Source organism: Candidatus Eremiobacteraceae bacterium (assembly GCA_035295225.1).
Classification (GTDB): Bacteria; Vulcanimicrobiota; Vulcanimicrobiia; order Eremiobacterales; family Eremiobacteraceae; genus JABCYQ01.
The window spans coordinates 22,372-40,385 of the sequence record DATGJI010000051.1 but is presented as its reverse complement, the minus strand read 5'-3'; the positions used below and the strand labels follow the sequence as shown (position 1 = coordinate 40,385).

Genomic DNA, 18,014 nt, shown 5'->3' with positions numbered 1-18,014 from the left:
GCATTGGGGTTGCGCGCGCAGACGAGCCCGCGGGCTTTGACATATTCGATGGTCGTTGCGGCCGTTCGCATTCTTGCAGTCGTCCAGGCTGTGGTCTTGCCGATCATCTCGCCGTTGGATCTGCGCGTGGTGGCGGGTCTTGTGGCCTACTGCGTGGTCACCGCGCTGATCGCGGTGCCGCTGCGCGAAGCGCCGGCTGAATCGTCCTCCGGTCTCCCCGCGCCGCGCCTCTGGATCGTCGCCCTGCTCGACATCGCTGCCGTCTCCGTCGTCGGGTGGTACTCCGGATTCAGTCTGTTGATCGTGGTCGTCGCGTTGGATGCAGCGGCGCTTCCGCTCGGTGCAGCTGTCACCGTGCTTCTCGCCTCAGCGCTCGCATACGGTCTGGCCGACGGACTTGCCCACGTGAATTCCGATCTCGTTCAGATCGTTGGGCTCAACCTGCTGTTCGCGAGCACCGCGTACGCCGGCGCTGCCTTCGGCCTACATTCCGTGCGAAAGGCAGAACGCCAGATGCGCGCGATCAATCGCGTGCTCGAAGCGGGTTCGGATATGGGCACGAAGCTTGCGCTCCCCGAAGTGCTCTCGCAGCTCGTGAACATGCTGAAGCAGTTCCAGGAATCCGTCCCATGGCAGACGGTCGTGGTGTACATCGCGGCATACGACCCGGTTGCCAAAGAGGATCTATTGCGCGCCGAAGCGCTGGCCGGCGCAAACGGCGATTTCTATCGAGGCGCGACGCTGCATTTCGGCGAGGGCGTCGTCGGTCACGCTGCGATGGAGCAGCGGCCGATCATCGTGCCGGACCTGCAGAAAGAGCCGCGCGAAGCGCTCGTTCCCAAGCCGAAAGCCGCACACGGCTTCATGGCGGTCCCCATCGTAAGCGAAGGACAGACGATCGGCTGCGTCGCGTTCGTCGCGCTTCGCCCCAACGAGTATACGTTCGAACAGCAGCGGCTCGTCGACCGTCTGATCAAGCTTGCATCGGTCGGCATCCAAAACGCGCGCCTGCACGAAAAGACGCTCGAGCTCGCCGAGACCGATTCGATGACGGGCCTCCTGACCAACAGAGCGTATCAGGAGCGCCTCGAAGCGGAATTCCGCAAGGCGCAGACCGCAAGACAATCTCTCTCGCTGCTGATACTCGATGTGGATTATTTCAAACGGATCAACGACACGTACGGCCACCCGCAAGGCGATGAACTGCTGCGGCAGCTCGGCGACGTGCTGCGCCAGCACGCGCGCAGGGCCGACATCTGTTGCCGCTACGGCGGCGACGAGTTCACGATCGTGATGCCGGAGACCATCAAGGCGGAAGCAGCGATCGTCGCCGGCCGAATACGCCAGGCGATCGAGGAGACGACGTTTACGCTCGACGGGAATGCGGCTAGTGTCACGATCTCCATCGGCGTGGCGGGTTATCCGCAAGACGTCAGTCAGAAAGCGGCCCTCGTCGCCGCCGCCGACAAAGCGCTCTACGCGGCAAAAAATGGGGGCCGCAACAACGTTCAGATCGCGAGCCCGACGCAATTCGTCGCGCGCGAACCGGAACTCCGCAAACCTTTTTGATTTTGCCGTCGTCTGAAGGGGCGTGTTGTCTGAAGGGGCCGACGTCAGTCGGCCCACGTCACGTTGTCTGAAGGGGCCGACGTCAGTCGGCCCGCGTCATGTTCGCTGGGGCCGACTCGCGTCGGCCCCTTCAGGACTACGAGCTGCTTGGTTCGTCCAGGCTTATGCCCCAGCGCAGGCGATAGGATCCGATCGTGACGACGAAGTGAAAGCCAAGGTGCTCCACGGTCATGCCTCCAGACGGCGCCACTGGGCGAGCGCCGCAGCATAGCCCACAACCGCGAGGGCGACGAGTCCGGAAAGACCTAACACCATGCTCTGGACCATCGTCTTGTTCTGCCCCTGATCGTTGTAGGTCAGCTGGAAGTAATACATTGGGTTGATCTTGTCGAGAGCCGATACGATGAATCCGAATATACCGCTGAGGAGGTGGCTCTGATCCAGACCGACGACGACGCTGCCGACGATCCAAAGGGTAGCGGCCACTGCGCCGGCGCGGCCGCGCATACTAGCCGTCGCGGCCCGAGTGAGCCCATACCAAGCCAGCGGCGAGAGAAGCGAGCGCAAAAAGAAGTCTAAGGTTTGCGAGTCGGTCACCACGTATCCGCCAAAGCCGAAGATCTCAATGAGACCGAAGCCAAAGACGAGGCCCAGCGCGAAGGCCACGTAGATCGCACCGATATCCACGAGCGACATCTGCACCGCGAGTTGAACTCGCGACGCCGGCTTCGTCCACGCAAGCGCGAGGTGCCCGTTGTTCTCGTGCGAGAGCGCGCAACCGAGGATCGTGGCGATGATGCTCGCGACTAGTGCGCCGCCGCCCATGAACGCTTCGATCGGCAGGGGGGTATGCGGATGATGCCCCGGACCGCTTTCCAGTCGCGCCCATAGCGCGAGAGCGAACGCCAGCGCCAACCATCCGGCGGTCCAGTAGATGACTTTGCGCGCGCGCAGAAACTCGACGTAATACATGTCAGCCCTCCAACGCGGTCGCGCGAGCGACCGATTCACCGTCGCCCGCTGCCACGGCGTTCAAGAAGATATCCTCGAGATTTTGATCGAGCACGCGCAGGCTTTTCGGCTGCAGCGCGGAGATCCGGTTTGCGACCGAAGTGCTGTCGCCGCGAACAAATGCCCGCAGCAGGCGGCCGGCGCGGACAATGCGACGCACCGAAGCGTCCGACGCCAGACCATTGACGCTTGGGGCATCATCGTCGAATGTGGCTTCGACGACTTTCTCGTCGGTCTTCAGCCGGTCGACTTCGCCGTCCAAGACTTTGATGCCGCGATGGATGATCGCGACGCGGTCTGCCGCGCGTTCGACTTGTCCGATCTGGTGCGATGAGAAGACGATCGTCGCTCCGCCGGCAGCCTCGCCGATGAGCAGGTCGAGCACGTTGCGCTGATTGACCGGGTCGAGCCCACTCGCAGGCTCATCGAGCACGAGATATTCCGGCCGCGTGGCGAGCGCAAGCGTGAGAGCGACCGCCGATTGCTGGCCTTTCGAGAGTTTGCCGACGCGCTTTCGTGGATCGAGGCTGAACAAGGAGATGAGGTGCGCCGCTCTCGCCGCATCGTAGCGTTTGAACGATCTGCGCGTCAGTTCGAGGTGATCGGACAGGCGAAGATCGCCGTACAGCTCCGGGCGTTCCGGAACGTAGCTCATGCGTTCGAACAGCGCAGGCGTGAGGGGTGCACCTTCGAACTCGGTGGTTCCCGAATCGGCGCGCGCTAATCCCAGCATGCATTTGAAGGCGGTCGTCTTGCCGGCTCCATTGGTTCCGAGCACGCCGAAGATCGACCCGACTGGCACATCGATTGAAAAATTGTCGAGTGCGGTCGTCTCGCCGAAGCGTTTGGTCATGCCGCGCACGGCTATCGCAAGTTGAGTCGTCATTAGACTACGATGCCTCCAGTTCGCCGTTGGGCGGGTACCATCGGTCGAGTGCCTTCGAGATGAGTTCAGCGGCGTCGGTCCGAGAAAGACCAACCGAGCGGACTTCGCGCATCGCTCCGTCCAATGCAGAAGATGCGACGTCGTGCACCGCGCGGTTGGCAAGCACTTGCGTGCCGTCGCCGCGCACGAACGATCCTCTGCCTGGACTCGTCTCGATGACGCCGTCACGCTCGAGTTCTCGATAGGAGCGAGCGACGGTGTTCGGATTCACGATCAGCGTCGTCGCCAGTTGTTTGACGGTCGGCAACTGCTCGCCCGGGACCAGCATGCGCAGCGCGATCGAGCGCTTTATCTGATCCATGATCTGTAGGTAGATCGGCACACCACTGTGATGGTCGATCGTGAAGATCGCGGTCATGGCGATTACAGCTTCGGGCCCCACCCGGCGAAGAATCCGCCGCCGATAGGCTGGCCGAAGATCGTGTTGACGGGTGTCTCGGCGTCGCGGCGCTCGTTCGTGTAGATGCGGATCATGATGGGCCTCCTTCAACCGACGCACCAATGTGCTGTCGTACTAAGTTACTAGTATAATACCATAAGTGTTGCTCGGTGCAAGCCCAATTTGTCCCGTATAAAGGAATTATTGCGCCCCCTTTGCCAACGTACGTGCAAATGCAGATCACGCGCACCATCAGAGTCCTGGATGAGGCTACCATCGGCCAGATCGCAGCGGGCGAGGTCATAGAGCGACCCGTTTCGGTCGTGAAGGAGTTGGTTGAAAACAGTCTGGATGCCGGGGCCAAAACCATCATCGTCGAGATCACGGGCGGCGGCAGCGAGAGCATCGCAGTACTCGACGACGGCACCGGTATCGCAAGCGACGAGCTTGCGCTTGCGGTCACTCGTCACGCGACGAGCAAACTGCAGCGCCGCGACGACCTCTTCGCGATACGCACCCTTGGTTTTCGCGGGGAAGGACTCGCGAGCATCGCGGCAGCCGGCAGGCTTGAGATCACATCGCGGCGGTCGGACGCCGATGTCGGCGCGCGCGTCACCGCCGACGCGACGGCGATCTCCAGTCCTGCCGCGGCCGCGGCGTCGCCCGGCACGAAGGTCGTGGTTCACGACCTCTTCGCGCTTGTGCCGGCGCGGCGAGAGTTTCTGAAGAGCGCGCGCGCAGAATTCGCCCGCATCAGCGCATTTCTGTCGCAGTTGAGCTTAGGCTGGCCGGCGGTGACGTTCGTGCTGCGCAACGACGATCGCGAGGTCTGGGTGCTTCCGGCGACGGCGCGCGCAGTGGATCGTCTCGAGAATGTCTTTGGTCGCGAGTCACGCGGTGCGCTAGCCGCAGTCGACGAAGATGCCGGAGTCGCTCGAGAAAAAGTGAGCGGCTTCGTCAGCACGCCAGGCCACGATCGTCCTACCAGAAATCAGCAAGTCTTCTTCGTGAACGGCCGCCTGGTCAGGTCAAGCGCGCTTGGTTCAGCGTGGCTCGCGGGCGCCGGTACGTTCGGCATGGGCGGGAGATATCCGTACGGCGTCGTCCGCATCGACGTGCCGCCGGAAGACGTCGATGTCAACGTGCATCCCACGAAAATCGACGTGCGGTTCCGGTTCGGGAAAGCGGTATTCGACGCGGTGCGCCGCGCTGTCGCCCGGACCATGCGGCGAACGAACCCCGAACGGGCGGCGCCGATGCCGATACTCTCGGCGCTGGGCATCGACGACGACGAGGTGCAAGAGCACGCAGGCGTCCGCGGCGCATCTAAAGACGCTTTTCCCGACGAGGCTGCGCCAGACGCCGCGTTACCGTTCGCCGGACGTGAAGCAATGCGCGTGTTCGGTCAGATCGACAACACGTACATCGCCGCGAGCGACGGTGCGAGCCTTATCCTCATCGACCAACACGCGGCGCACGAACGCATCGCATATGAAGCGCTCGTCGCCGGCGCCGCTGTGCCCGATCCTACTGCGCCGATGCTTTTCCCGGCCGTCGTCGAGCTCTCGCCCGATCGAGCCGCAGCGCTGCACGAACACCACGACGAACTGACAGCCGCCGGCGTCTTCGTCGAATCGTTCGGTGACGACGCTTACCGCATATCCGCGCTGCCTGCCGGATTGGCGCATCGTCGTTTCGACCTCGCCGGCGTTCTGGACGACCTCGCCGATGAAGCAGGCGGACGAGACGGCGGCGATCGCCGGCTCAAACTCTACGCGTCCATCGCGTGCCACTCCGTCGTGCGTGCCCACGAACCGCTTGCGCTCCAGGAACAAGCCGTGCTCTGGGAGCGGCTGCGCGCCTGTCGCGAGCCGCACACGTGCCCGCACGGCAGACCGACGACGATGCGGCTCGACGTCGCCACTCTTGCAAAGGCATTCAAACGAGCGTGACGGATGCCGAGCGGATCGCGGCGCTTTGCATCTGCGGTCCAACCTCGGCGGGAAAATCCGAATGCGCTCTCATCGCTGCAGAAGCGGCGGACGGCGAGATCGTCAACGCCGATTCTCGCCAGATCTATGCCGGCATGCGCGTCGGCACGGGATGGCCGTCCGAACAGGCGATGCGCAGCGTACCGCATCACCTCTACGGCATCATACCGCCTGACGAGCGATACAGCGCGGGCCGGTTCGTCGCCGATGCAGGCGCAGCCATCCGTTCGATCGCACGTCGGGGCAAATTGCCGATCCTCGTGGGCGGCACCGGATTATATATAGAAGCGCTCAACGGGTCGATGCCCATGGATCGCCCGATAGGCGATGAGGCCGTTCGCGCTCGAGTTCGCGCGGAATCGCGACTCCATCCGCACGATGTGCTCCTCGATTGGTTGCGGGCGATCGATCCGAGCGCGGCAGAACGCGTCGGCGGTAACGATCGCTATCGGACGCTGCGAGCGCTCGAGGCGGCGCTCGCAGCACAGAAGCGCGCCGATGATCCGATTCGACCGAGTGCTGACGACATTCGGCTTGAGGTCATCGTGCTCTGCGTCTCTCGCGATGAAATCCGGCACCGCATCCGTGCGCGAGTCCAAGCGATGCTCGCCGCAGGACTCGTCGCCGAAGCGGTCGCCGTGCGCGCGCGCTGGCCTGCTGCGCCCGCGCTGACCGGCATCGGTTTCGCCGAAGCGTTGGCATACGCTGACGGCATCGCGACAGCGCCTGAACTTTTCGCGCGCGTCGTCCAGCGGACATCGCAGTACGCATCGCGCCAGGCGACGTGGTTTCGTCGCGTGCACGGTGCGCGCGTGATCGACGCCGACGACGTCGCGGACGCTGCGCGTGCCGCGGCCGCGGCGGCAAGGGAATTGCGCCGAACGGCGTGAATTGTACCCGGCTTTGAAATCGAATCTCCCGCTGCAAGACGCGTACTTGCTCGCGATAAAGAGAGAGAACGCGCTCGTGACGATCTACTTGCGCAACGGGTTCCAGTTGCGCGGTCACGTTCGCGGGTTCGACAATTTCACGATCATTCTCGAATACGATAACAAGCCGCACCTCGTCTATAAACACGCTGTTTCCACCGTTTCGCCACAGGGCGCCGTCACGTTCAGCGGCGCAGACGTCGGCGGACCGCCGGCGCGCTCGGCTGAGGCCGTGCCGCCTGCCGAACCAGCCACGAGCGCGGCCCCTCACTAACCAGGCAAAACCGAAATGCGCACGTTTGCCGTCACCAAAGCGCAAGGGACGGGCAACGACTTCATCGTGCTCGAGAATCCGTCGGGCGATCGTCTGCCCTACGCTGCGCTCGCGCGCAAGTGGTGCAGACGCCGGCATGATATCGGAGCGGACGGGCTTCTCGTCGTGGAAACGCCCACGCTGCCCGGAGCGGATTTCGCGATGCGCATCTTCAACGCCGATGGAAGCGAAGCGGAGATGTGCGGCAACGGGCTGCGCTGCATCGCGCGCTACTTGGCGCTCGACCGCGCGAGCCTTCCCACGCGGCTGACCGCGCAGACCAAAGGCGGCCCTGTCACGCTAGAAGTCGTTGACATCGAAGGCGTATCGGCTGTGGCGGTCGACATGGGCGCACCGCGCCTGCTGCGCCGCGAGATCCCGATGCGCGGAAATGCAGACGACCGCGCGCTCGATGTGACGGTCGAAACCGCGGTCGGGCCGAAGCGAGTGACGGCGCTCTCGATGGGGAACCCGCATTGCGTGACGTTCGTCGACGAGCCGCCGGAGCGAGTCGATCTCGCGGCGCACGCCGCGGCCATGGAACGGCTCGATCTCTTCCCGAATGGCGCGAACTACGAAGTGGCTCGTGTGGAACACGGCGCGATGTCGCTGCGCGTCTTCGAGCGCGGCGTCGGGGAAACGAATGCATGCGGGTCCGGTGCATGCGCGGCGGCCGTCGCTTCGATCGTGACTGGTCGAGCGCAATCGCCGCTCGACGTGCGCATGCGAGGCGGCGCATTGACGATAGCGTGGCCGGCGCCGACCGCCAACGTCGTGATGACAGGGCCCGCCGAAATCGTCTTCCGCGCTGAAGTCGCGGTGGGCGACGACGAATTCAAGGCGATGCTCGTCGCGGAAAAGGCGTGACCGCGCCCGCTCCGCTCTTCGCTCGTCGGGATGGCGCCGTGCTGGATTTTCCCGATCTCACTGCGGCGGTGGACGACGGGCGCGAGCGACTGGCGACGGAAGAAGATTTTATCCCGATGCCTCCGGGGACGCTCCTGCTCACGCTTCCCGGGCGTGATGCGATCTGCTACGACCGCGGCGCGCGGACCGTCTTACCCGACGCGGCGGGCGAGATCGCGGACGCAGTTGCCGTGGCGTTGCCGCTCGGATATACGAGAACGCTTCTCCCGGCGTTCGAACGCCGGGCCGGCGCACCGACCCTTCCTCTCTATGGCTACGCGGCTGCGGCTTGGGACGGCGCCACGATCGTCGTTGCCGCGAAGCACACCGACGCGCTCGAAACATGGTCTGCCCGTTCGCACGAGCCCAATGCCGTTCGGGCCGGCATAGCGGCGCGGACGTCTGAGTTCGGCGCCGGTCTGCTGCTGCGGCAATTGACCCGCTGCGCGACAGAATATGGTTGCTATACGGCGCAGAACATGTTCCTTCGGGCGGGCGAAGCAGCCATACCGGTATCGCCTGCTTGCAACGCGCGCTGTATCGGCTGCATTTCCGAACAGGAGCCGGGAGCGGGTATTGTGAGCGCGCAAGAGCGCGTCCGTGCGTTGCCGACCGAGCACGAGATAGTAGATCTCGCGGTAGCCCATCTGGACGGCGGCGGATCCATGGTCTCGTTCGGTCAAGGCTGCGAGGGAGAACCGCTGCTCGCCGCACCGCGCATCGCCGCCGCTGTGGCGGCCATTCGCAAGAGGACGTCGGCGGGCGTGATACACTGCAACACGAATGCGAGTTCGCCTAGCGCGCTTGCGCGCATTGTAGATGCGGGCGTCCGCTCGATCCGCGTCAGCCTGAACTCATGCCGGCCTGATGTGTACGCTGCATACTACCGTCCGCGCGGATACGACTTCGGACACGTGCTTGCGAGCCTACAGGTGGCGAGCGACGCAGGCGCGGCGATATCGCTGAATCTGCTCACGCATCCGGGTATCACCGACGCCGAGAGCGAGATGCGCTCATTTGGTGAAATACTTCTTAAGTTTCCGATCGACATGGTGCAGACTAGAACACTGAACGTCGACCCTGAAACCTATTTCGCTGCGGTCGGACGACCGCCGCACGCGACCATCGGCATGCGCGCCTGGTTCGATTGGCTCACCCGAGAATTTCCAGGTGTCCGCACCGGAAATTTCACGCGCGGCTTCGGATAGGGAAAACGCGAGCCCGGCCATAATCGTCGCTTAATAATGTAGTTGCCGGCGTCGTATGCGACTGCCGGCTCGCACTTATGAGGACGGAACACCAATGATCAAGCGGATTTTGATGTCGGCTCTTGCCGTATTCCTGATCGCCGGCAATGTTGCAGCCGCGCGGGCGGACGCCGCCGCAGATGGTTCGGATAGCGGGCCGACGCCGTATGCAAAGTTTATCGACGGCGCACAAGGCCAGCCGGGCTTGTTCACCGTCTGGCGCAAGGATGGCAAAGTCTACCTCGAGCTGCGCAAAGATCAATTGGACACGGATTTCATCCAGAGCGCCGTGCCGGTGAACGGCCTCGGCGGCTTCGGCATCTATCCGGGCGCGTTCGACTACGCTCCCGCTCGGCTGATCCGCTTCTCGCGGACGGATGACAAAGTGTTCATCACGTGGCCCAACACGAACTTCATGGCTCCGGCGGGGAGTCCAAATGCGCGAGCGATCGACCTGACCACCGCAGACTCCAACGTCGGCGTCGCGAAAATCGCGGCGGAAGACGACAAGACCGGCGACATCGTGATTTCCGCCGATGCGTTCCTCGGCGACGTGATCGACCTGAGCGATTCGCTGAAGAACTCGCTGGGGACGACGCCGGAGAATTCGTATCGGCTGGATACCGATACCGCGAGTTTCGGCCCGACCAAAGCGTTTCCGCAGAACGTGCTGCTGGAAGTCCGACAGAATTGGGTGACCGACGTCCCCGACGTGGTGGACAACGTGCCGGATCCGCGGAGCATCTCGTTCCGCATCGACTACAACCTCGTCGCGCCGCCGAACGACGGATACATGCCGCGCATCGCCGACGATCGCGTCGGCTATTTCTCGAACGTGGTGCTCGATTTCAGCTCCGATCATGTCGACAGCCGGCAGCTCCACTACATCATCCGCTGGAACTTCAAGCCGCAGGATCCAACGCGGCCGTCCGTGGCCACGAACCCCATGGTGTTCTACTTGAGCAACGCCGTTCCGGACATGTACCGACCGGCGCTGCGCGACGGGATCATGGAGTGGAACAAGGCGTTTGCGAAAGTCGGCATCCTCAACGCTATCCAAGTCAAAGATCAGCCGAACGATCCGACGTTTGATCCCGACGACGTGCGCAACAACATGCTGCGCTGGCTGACCGAGTCCAACGGCGGCGGATTCGCCGAAGCGCAGTTGATGATCGACCCGCGCACCGGCGAAGAGTTTCACACGGGCGTGCTCTTCGACGCCGATCTCATGTACTTCAATCACATCCAATGGCGCGATCTCGTCGCGCCGGCGGCATCGAGCGCTTCGCGAGGCTTTGGGTCGACGGAATCCGCGTATGGCGAGGCGATGCGCGATCACGCCGCCTTCGGCAGCGTCGCTCTCAACCTACTGGGCCGCAGCGCGTCGTATTCGCAAAACCAATTCGACTACGACTTCTTGAAGAACATAGCGCTGCACGAGTCCGGGCACGATATGGGCCTGCAGCACAACTTCATCGGATCGGAAGCTTACACCGCGAAGCAGCTGCAGAGCAAGGCGTTCACCTCGCGATACGGCATCGCGACGTCGGTGATGGAATACGCGCCGATGAACATCTGGCCGAACGGCACGCCGCAAGGCCAGTACTGGCAGATCGTCCTCGGACCGTACGACTATTATGCGATTCATTACGGATACGCCGCGATACCGAACGCAACGACGCCGCAAGCCGAACTGACTACCCTTCGCTCGTGGGCTACGAAGTGGTCTGATCCGATGTACCGCTTTGCATCCGACGAAGATGTGTCCTGGCCCAGCGGTCATGCGGTCGATCCGCGCGTCAACCAATTTGACTTGTCGAACAACACGCTGGGATGGCTATCGTCGCAGATGGATTTGTCGCAATCATTGCTGCACACGCTTGACCGGCGCATGCCCGGCGGCGGCGAGTCGTATCAGCGCTCTCTAGACTCATTCACCGACGTCTTCGGGGGCTATGGCTATGACGTCCGGATGGCAGACCACTTCGTTGCGGGGCAGTACCTGTCGCGCGCGCATGCCGGCGATCCTGGCAGCACCGTGCCGTTGACCCCTGTGCCCCGATCGGAAGAACTTCGTGCGTGGGGCGTGCTGGACAAGTACCTTTTCTCGGACAGTGCTTGGCAGTTCTCGCCGAGATTGTTGAACACCATGACCTACGCCGAATGGTCGCCGTGGAACGGTGCCGCTTGGGCATACAATCCACCGCCGCGCCATGACGTGCCGGTCATCGATGTTGTCGGCGCGTGGCAGCTCAACGTGCTGGGTCAGGCGTTCCAACCCGCCGTGTTGCAGCGGCTCGACGCGCTCTCGCTCACCGGGCAGCGCGGACAGACGATGAGCACGAGCGATCTGTTCGACTGGGCGCAGCGCAGCGTGTTCGGCGATCTGTCGGGCGGAAGCATCTCCGGCTTGTCAGCGATTCGACGCAATCTCCAAGAGGCGTATGCGGGAATGCTGATACGGATGGCGATCGCGCCGCAACCCGGAACGCCATCGGGCGCGCAGGCGCTCGCGCGCGCGAAGCTCGTGCAGCTCCAATCCGCGCTCCGGCAGGTGCAGATGTCGAAGTCCATCGATGAAGAGACGCTCGCGCACCTGCAGTTCATGCAGACGCGCGTCGCGCAGGCGCTTAACGCGCAGGTAGTGATGCCCGCGCGTTAGCCGGTAGACAATCAAACGGAAGGGGCCGACGCCGGTCGGCCCTCTTTTTTTTAACGTGGGCCGACTGGCGTCGGCCCCTTCAACAAACAACGTGGGCCGGCTGGCGTCGGCCCCTTCAACAGATTTAGCCTACGAGTTGCGCTTTGAGTTCGGGCGCAGCGCCGGGTTGCGTGACGATGAGCATCGTGTCCCCGGCGTTGACCTCTGTGTCGCCGTCGGGAACGAGGAGGTCGCCCGCTCGTTCGAGTGCGACGATCACGGCATGCTTCGGCAACTGAAGTTGCGCGAGACGGCGATGGCTCGCGGGCGAGGTGGACGGAATCGAGAGCTGCACGAGCTCGAGGTTACCGCCTTTGAACGTCATGAGCGGGGAGATATCCTTGACGTTCACTTCCTGTTGGACGATCTTCATGACGACTTCGGTACCGCTCACGACCGAATCGATACCCAGTTCCTCAAAGATCTGCTTGTTCTTCGGATTGTTGATACGCGCGATCGTGCGCGGTTTGTGGAACTTGCGCTTGGTGACGAGGCAGATGACGAGGTTGTCTTCGTCGTCGCCGGTGTCCGCGATGACGACGTCGGCGCGCATGACCCCGGCTTCTTCGAGGACGAGCGGATCACAGCCGTCGCCCACGTGCGCGATTTCGCGTTCCAAGAACTGGGAAAGGCGCTCGGCTTTACGCTCGTCTTTCTCGATGACGATGACTTCATGCTGCTGTTCGAGCAAAGCTTTGGCGAGATATGTGCCGAGCTTGCCGCCGCCGACGACGATGATGAACACTTAACCTGCCTTGGCCAATGTGGCCTCGATGGTCTTGCGATATTCGTCCAGGAATTCTGGCTGAACGGACGCCACGATGCGATCGCCGGCCTCAAGCCGCATTTCCGGCGTGGGAATTCGCGATGCTCCGTCGCGGCGCACCACGACGCAGACCTGCGTCTTGCCCTCGATCGTGAGCTCGGACACGAGTTTGGTGCGCGCGCTTTCGCCCACCACGAACTCGATGATCTCGACATCGGGCCGTTCGTACGGCAATACGCGGAAGTTATGCTCCTCGAGTGCATCCGCCATGAGGCGCGCGCCGACGGTGGTGGGGCAGATCGTTGCGATCCCGAAATCGCGATACATGGACGATCGCTCCGGGTCGTAGATGCGCGCCACGACGTGCTTGATCTTGAAATGCTGCTGCGCGATCAACGCAGCCATGATATTGCGGTTGTCGCCTTGCGTCACGGCGGCGAAACCGTCGGCCCGATCGGCGCCGGCTCGCTTGAGCACATCCACATCGATGCCCGTGCCAAGCACGAGACTGCCGGGAAAATCGCGGCCGAGACGGCGGAAGGCGGCCGAACTTTCGTCTACGACCGAAACTGAGTGGCCCGCTCGCGCTAAACGTTTTGCGAGAGTGGATCCGACGCGGCCGCAACCGACGATGAGATAGCGCATGAAGTGCACGACTCCGAGATGGAAATGATAAGCCTTGCTGCGGGCCGGAATGTTCTGGGTAACGCGCGTGTTTCCCCGCACCATACGCTGCCGGGCAAGGAGGCGATGAACGCACGAACGAACGATTGCCGGTCGGCACCGGTCGGGGCGTAGCTCAGCTTGGTAGAGCGCTCGGTTCGGGACCGAGAGGTCCGCAGGTTCAAATCCTGTCGCCCCGATGCCGATCGTCGTAATAGGGTCGCCGATGTTCTCGCACTATGGTTCTGCAGCGCGCGCCGTCATAAAGCTCGCCGAACAAGAATGTCGCAACGCGAACCACTACTTTCTTGGAACCGAGCACATCCTGCTCGCTATGACGATCGATCCGACACCGGATATCGCGGCATTTTTTCACGATGCCCATCTCGACCGCTACGATGTGAAGCGCGCGCTTTTCGCCGCCATGGGTGATCCAGCCGACCATCCGTGGGATGGCGTTCTCATCACGCCGCGCGTCCAACGAGTGCTCGCCGCCGCCTGCGCTCGCAGCGGCGGTCCGCAGGCCGTGCAGCCCCGTGACATCATCGACGCGATCGTAGAAGATGGCGGCGGCGTTGCCGCGCGCGTGCTCGCCGGCCTTCGCGCAACCCTACCTGCGCGCTGATCATGCATCTTTTTCAGATCGTCACGGCGTGGGTGCTCGATCTCATCCGGCATCTCGGATACGGCGGCATCGCGATCGGCATGATGCTGCAGGCGATCGGCGTGCCGCTTCCGAGCGAAGTCATGATGTCGTTCGGCGGTTATCTCGCCTACACGCGCGAGCTCTTGCTGCCGGGAGTCATCATCGCGGGGACAGCCGGAGACACGATCGGTGCCGCTATCGCGTACGGGATCGGATACTATGGCGGCCGGCCGCTTGTCATGCGGTTCGGCCGGCTGATCTTCATCCGCGAGCGCGAGCTCGAGCACGCCCACAATTGGATCGTTCGATTCGGGTCGCGAGCGGTATTGCTCTGCAAGCTCCTGCCCGCGGTGCGCGCTGTCGCGTCGTTGCCGGCAGGCGTCGTGCGCATGCCGTTCTGGCGCTTCATCGGTTTCACGCTGATCGGCGCGACGATCTGGTGCACGGGGTTTGCCTACGTCGGCCTCGCGCTTGGCCGCCATTGGTACGCCCTCACCGGTCTCTTCCACAGATTTGCGCTGCTCTTGATCCTGGTCATCGTCGCGGCGATCGGTTTCTGGATCTGGTCGCACTTGCGATCGGGCGCGCAGCGCGCGGCCGCCAAACAAACCGACCCGACCAATCCCTAGGGCAAGCATCGCTTGCCCTAGCGTCGAACAATACGAACATCCATGACCGCGACCACAATCAACGACAACGTCCGCAATGCGCTGGAACGGCTGCCCGCCGAGCCCGGCATCTATCAGATGCTGGACGAGCGCGGCGAAGTTCTCTACGTCGGCAAAGCCATCGACCTGCGTTCGCGCGTCCGGTCGTATTTCCAACCAGGTCGCCCGCATCAAGCGCGCACCGATGCGATGGTCGACCTCGTCCGCGATATCCGCACGATCATCGTCGCCAACGATACGGAAGCGCTGCTGCTCGAATGCAATCTCATCAAGCAGCACCGGCCGCCGTTCAACATCCGGTTGAAAGACGACAAATCTTATCCGCACTTGAAGCTGACGATGGGTGAACGGTTCCCACGCCTCATCTTCACGCGCAAACTGATCGATGACGGCGGCCGTTATTTCGGCCCGTTCACCAACGCCGCGGCGCTGCGCGAGGTGATCGAGATCGTGCGGCGTGCGTTCCCGTTGCGGACCTGCACAGGCGAGATCGGCGTGACGTATCGTCGGCCGTGTCTCCAGTATCACATCAAACGCTGCATGGCTCCGTGTGCCTTCTTGCAGACCGAAGCGGAATACGACGCCATCGTCGCAGAGGTCGCATTGTTTCTAGAAGGCCGTTACGATGCGCTCGTCGCGCGCGTCGAGCGCGAGATGCAGAAGGCGTCGGACGACATGGCCTACGAGCAGGCGGCGCGCTTGCGCGATCGTCTGACCGATCTGCACCGCATCATGGCCCGTCAAGCAGTGGTCTGGCGCAGCCGCATCGACATGGACGTGGTCGCGGCGGCGCACGGTCAGGGCGTGTCGTGCGTGGAGGTCTTCTTCGTGCGCGCAGGTTTGCTCGTTGGACAGGAGTCGTCTATTTTGGAGGGCACCGAAGGCCGCGGGCCCGATGAGGTGCTCGCGGAATTCGTCCAGCAATATTACGCGCGCGCGCCGGTGATACCAAAAGAGATCATGCTCGAATCGCGCATCCCCGACCGTGCAGGCGTGGAGCGTGCGCTGTCGGGCAAGCGCGGCAACCGCGTCCGTATCCTCGCGCCGGAGCGCGGACCACGCGCCGACTATTTGCGCAAAGTACGGCGCAACGCGGAACAGCATCTCGCCGATCATCTTACGCGGACGGCGGTCGCCGACGAACGCACTTCCACGGCGTTGGTGGAGATCGCGTCGGCCTTGAATCTGCCGACGCAGCCGCGCCGCATCGAGTGTTTCGATATTTCGCATGTGCAGGGAACCGACGTCGTAGGATCCATGGTCGTGTTCGAAGACGGCCGGCCGCGCAAGTCGGACTATCGCCGCTTCAAGATCCAAGGCGACGGCAACGACGATTTCGCGAACATGGCGCAGATGCTGCGCCGCAGGCTGCGCTATCTCAACGAACCCGCGGAGGGAAAGGAGAAGAAGTTCTCCCGGCGTCCGGATCTGCTCTTGATCGATGGCGGCCGCGGTCAGCTCAATGCGGCGCTCGAAGTCCTGCGCGAACTCGACCTTGTGGCGATTCCGGCGGCCGCTCTTGCAAAACAGTTCGAGGAGCTGTATTTGCCGGGCGAAGCGGAGCCCGTGCTCCTTGCGGCAAACTCGCCGGCAATGCACCTCGTCCAGCGGGTTCGAGACGAGGCGCATCGCTTCGCGGTGACGTATCACCGGACGTTGCGCGGCAAGCGTCAGATAGCGTCGCCGCTCGATGCCGTTCCCGGCGTCGGCGCCGCCCGGAAAAAGGCGCTGCTGCGAAAATTCGGTTCCGCTTCCGGCGTTCGCCGCGCGTCGGAAGAGCAGCTCCGAACGGTTCCCGGGATATCGGCATCGGTCGCACACTCCATCAAGGAGGCGTTGAACACTTAGATGCGATTCATAATACGCGTGATCGTGAACGCGCTCGCGCTCTGGCTCATCGCGCATTTCAATTTCTTTGGGATTCGGGCCGATTCGTTGACGGCCATCGCGATCGGCGGGCTCGTGCTCGGCATCGCCAACGCGATCATCAGGCCGATACTCATGGTCCTCACGTGTCCGCTCGTCATACTCACGCTCGGATTGTTCACGTTGATCATCAACGGGTTGATCTTCGAATGGGTCCTCAATCTCGTACCCGGCTTCCACGTGCCCGGTCTCTGGGCCGCGATCTGGGGCGCGATCGCTGTGACGATCATCTCATGGATCGCATCGCTGATCTTGCACGATGAGAGCGAAGAGAAGCGAACAACACCCTAACGTGCTCCTCGCAGGTCGGCGTCCGGCGGGACGGCGCCGACCTGCATCGCTTGCGTCGCGTCCGTCTAATAGGGTAGAATCATCCGGCGTGGGGGCGTCACGGTCTCGACGGGCTGTGCCCAGGCGAAGGAAGCAAGCGGAGTTCCGAGCTCTCCTTAAACGATCGGAAACCGTATAAACGCGAATAGCGAATACGCACTAGCAGCCTAACTTAGGCTACTACGTCCGCGGGGCAACGGCGCCGGCACGGGCCCGCGGATGTCAAAAAAGTTCGGCTACCGAGCGCGGGGACCACGACGCGTTCGGGAAATTGATCGGGGTTGGCGGCAGCGGTAAGCTCGCTCGGGAGCGTACGCAGTCGCGAGATCAAAACCCGAGATAAGCTTGTAGATGCCTTCGTGGGGGTCTTCTCGGACACCGGTTCAACTCCGGTCGCCTCCACCAAGTCCCCATTATCCCACAACTCCACAGATGTGAAGGGGCAACTAACCTCTCCGCATGAGAACCTGGCTTACCCGCGTTCCAGGTTGGTTTGCGATCGCGCTTTGTCTCGTGCAGACGGCCTGTGCACATTCAGCGCACTCGCATGCCGGGGCAAACTCGTCGAACCCCGCCTCGCGAATTGGCTCGACACCGCGGCCAATGTTGACGGGGTCACCTGTGACGTCAGAATATCCTTCCGCTCATGCTCCTGCGACGTTTTGGTCTGCGGAGACCGGTCGTATCCTCGTTAACGAGATCACCGGAACTGGATGGATTTGCAGCACGAATAGACTGTACATCGGACTGGCGAACGCATCCGACGGCCCAAAGCTCGTTCGCATGATGTCCGACCGAAAGACGATCACCCACGTGCACATCGACGACCCGACAAGCGGGCACATGGTCTACGACTTAGATGGAGTCTTCGTGACAGGAGAACGTCTACCGCCATCAGTGACGGAGCCGACGTTTACGCTTCGCTTCGCGGCAATTTCCGTGACGGGGTGCGGCAAGCGCAGATTATCGGCGCTGCTCGGAATCGAAGCCCCAGGTGCACATTCGCGAACCTAACTCGGAATT

Annotated in this window: 16 protein-coding genes, 1 tRNA gene, 1 other RNA gene and 1 pseudogene; 14 read left to right on the top strand and 5 right to left on the bottom strand. The window is 62.8% G+C overall.

The window, feature by feature from the left end; all coding sequences use genetic code 11:
• Nucleotides 1-36 precede the first annotated feature (36 nt).
• Entirely contained in the window at nt 37-1,569 is a 1,533-nt protein-coding gene (locus tag VKT51_08315; protein ID HLJ84156.1) for a sensor domain-containing diguanylate cyclase, read from the top strand.
• Between the two features lie 228 nt (nt 1,570-1,797).
• On the opposite strand, the gene VKT51_08310 is transcribed toward VKT51_08315, so the two are convergent.
• From VKT51_08310 to VKT51_08300, 3 genes are read right to left on the bottom strand one after another with little or no spacing between them, the layout of a single operon-like run.
• Entirely contained in the window at nt 1,798-2,541 is a 744-nt protein-coding gene (locus VKT51_08310; GenBank protein ID HLJ84155.1) for a hypothetical protein, read from the bottom strand.
• Nucleotide 2,542: 1 nt separating this feature from the next.
• Nucleotides 2,543-3,466 carry an ABC transporter ATP-binding protein gene (locus tag VKT51_08305; protein ID HLJ84154.1) on the bottom strand — a complete coding sequence of 308 codons (924 nt, stop codon included), beginning with the start codon at nt 3,464-3,466 and terminating at the stop codon, nt 2,543-2,545.
• A gap of 4 nt (nt 3,467-3,470) precedes the next feature.
• Complete coding sequence (locus tag VKT51_08300; GenBank protein ID HLJ84153.1) at nt 3,471-3,884, bottom strand: GntR family transcriptional regulator; 414 nt, start codon at nt 3,882-3,884, stop codon at nt 3,471-3,473.
• A 254-nt stretch (nt 3,885-4,138) separates the two neighbouring features.
• On the opposite strand from VKT51_08300, the gene mutL reads away from it, so the two are divergent.
• The 6 genes and pseudogenes from mutL to VKT51_08270 all read left to right on the top strand — a co-directional run bounded on the left by mutL (nt 4,139) and on the right by VKT51_08270 (nt 11,953).
• Entirely contained in the window at nt 4,139-5,857 is a 1,719-nt protein-coding gene (gene mutL, locus VKT51_08295; protein ID HLJ84152.1) for a DNA mismatch repair endonuclease MutL, read from the top strand.
• Nucleotides 5,854-6,786, top strand: coding sequence for a tRNA (adenosine(37)-N6)-dimethylallyltransferase MiaA (gene miaA / locus VKT51_08290; protein HLJ84151.1), 933 nt, complete (start codon nt 5,854-5,856; stop codon nt 6,784-6,786). Before mutL ends, miaA begins: the two co-directional genes overlap by 4 nt.
• Before the next feature lie 13 nt (nt 6,787-6,799).
• A pseudogene (hfq, locus tag VKT51_08285) lies at nt 6,800-6,997 on the top strand (RNA chaperone Hfq).
• A gap of 117 nt (nt 6,998-7,114) precedes the next feature.
• Nucleotides 7,115-8,005 (top strand): diaminopimelate epimerase, encoded by an 891-nt coding sequence (gene dapF, locus VKT51_08280; GenBank protein ID HLJ84150.1) that lies wholly within the window; start codon nt 7,115-7,117, stop codon nt 8,003-8,005.
• Entirely contained in the window at nt 8,002-9,252 is a 1,251-nt protein-coding gene (locus VKT51_08275; GenBank protein HLJ84149.1) for a radical SAM protein, read from the top strand. The genes dapF and VKT51_08275 overlap by 4 nt, the downstream gene beginning before the upstream one ends.
• A 94-nt stretch (nt 9,253-9,346) precedes the next feature.
• Nucleotides 9,347-11,953: a zinc-dependent metalloprotease gene (locus tag VKT51_08270; GenBank protein ID HLJ84148.1), complete on the top strand. Its 2,607-nt coding sequence runs from the start codon at nt 9,347-9,349 to the stop codon at nt 11,951-11,953.
• Nucleotides 11,954-12,077: 124 nt separating this feature from the next.
• Here VKT51_08270 and VKT51_08265 read toward each other — a convergent pair whose 3' ends face one another.
• Together VKT51_08265 and VKT51_08260 are read right to left on the bottom strand one after the other, a co-directional pair.
• Nucleotides 12,078-12,737 (bottom strand): TrkA family potassium uptake protein, encoded by a 660-nt coding sequence (locus VKT51_08265; protein HLJ84147.1) that lies wholly within the window; start codon nt 12,735-12,737, stop codon nt 12,078-12,080.
• Nucleotides 12,738-13,487: a TrkA family potassium uptake protein gene (locus tag VKT51_08260; protein HLJ84146.1), complete on the bottom strand. Its 750-nt coding sequence runs from the start codon at nt 13,485-13,487 to the stop codon at nt 12,738-12,740.
• 59 nt (nt 13,488-13,546) lie between these two features.
• Between VKT51_08260 and VKT51_08255 the strand changes: the two genes are divergently transcribed.
• From VKT51_08255 to VKT51_08225, 7 genes are all read left to right on the top strand, one after another.
• A tRNA-Pro gene (locus tag VKT51_08255) sits at nt 13,547-13,621 on the top strand.
• Nucleotides 13,621-14,046, top strand: coding sequence for a Clp protease N-terminal domain-containing protein (locus tag VKT51_08250; protein HLJ84145.1), 426 nt, complete (start codon nt 13,621-13,623; stop codon nt 14,044-14,046). The genes VKT51_08255 and VKT51_08250 overlap by 1 nt, the downstream gene beginning before the upstream one ends.
• A 2-nt stretch (nt 14,047-14,048) precedes the next feature.
• A complete protein-coding gene (locus tag VKT51_08245; GenBank protein ID HLJ84144.1) occupies nt 14,049-14,696 on the top strand; it encodes a DedA family protein in 648 nt (215 codons plus the stop codon).
• A gap of 42 nt (nt 14,697-14,738) precedes the next feature.
• Nucleotides 14,739-16,583 carry an excinuclease ABC subunit UvrC gene (uvrC, locus tag VKT51_08240; GenBank protein HLJ84143.1) on the top strand — a complete coding sequence of 615 codons (1,845 nt, stop codon included), beginning with the start codon at nt 14,739-14,741 and terminating at the stop codon, nt 16,581-16,583.
• Nucleotides 16,584-16,952 carry a phage holin family protein gene (locus VKT51_08235; GenBank protein ID HLJ84142.1) on the top strand — a complete coding sequence of 123 codons (369 nt, stop codon included), beginning with the start codon at nt 16,584-16,586 and terminating at the stop codon, nt 16,950-16,952. It abuts the gene before it with no gap.
• A 90-nt stretch (nt 16,953-17,042) separates the two neighbouring features.
• Nucleotides 17,043-17,396: a transfer-messenger RNA gene (ssrA, locus tag VKT51_08230) on the top strand.
• A gap of 378 nt (nt 17,397-17,774) precedes the next feature.
• Nucleotides 17,775-18,005, top strand: coding sequence for a hypothetical protein (locus VKT51_08225; protein HLJ84141.1), 231 nt, complete (start codon nt 17,775-17,777; stop codon nt 18,003-18,005).
• The last annotated feature ends 9 nt before the right edge of the window (nt 18,006-18,014 follow it).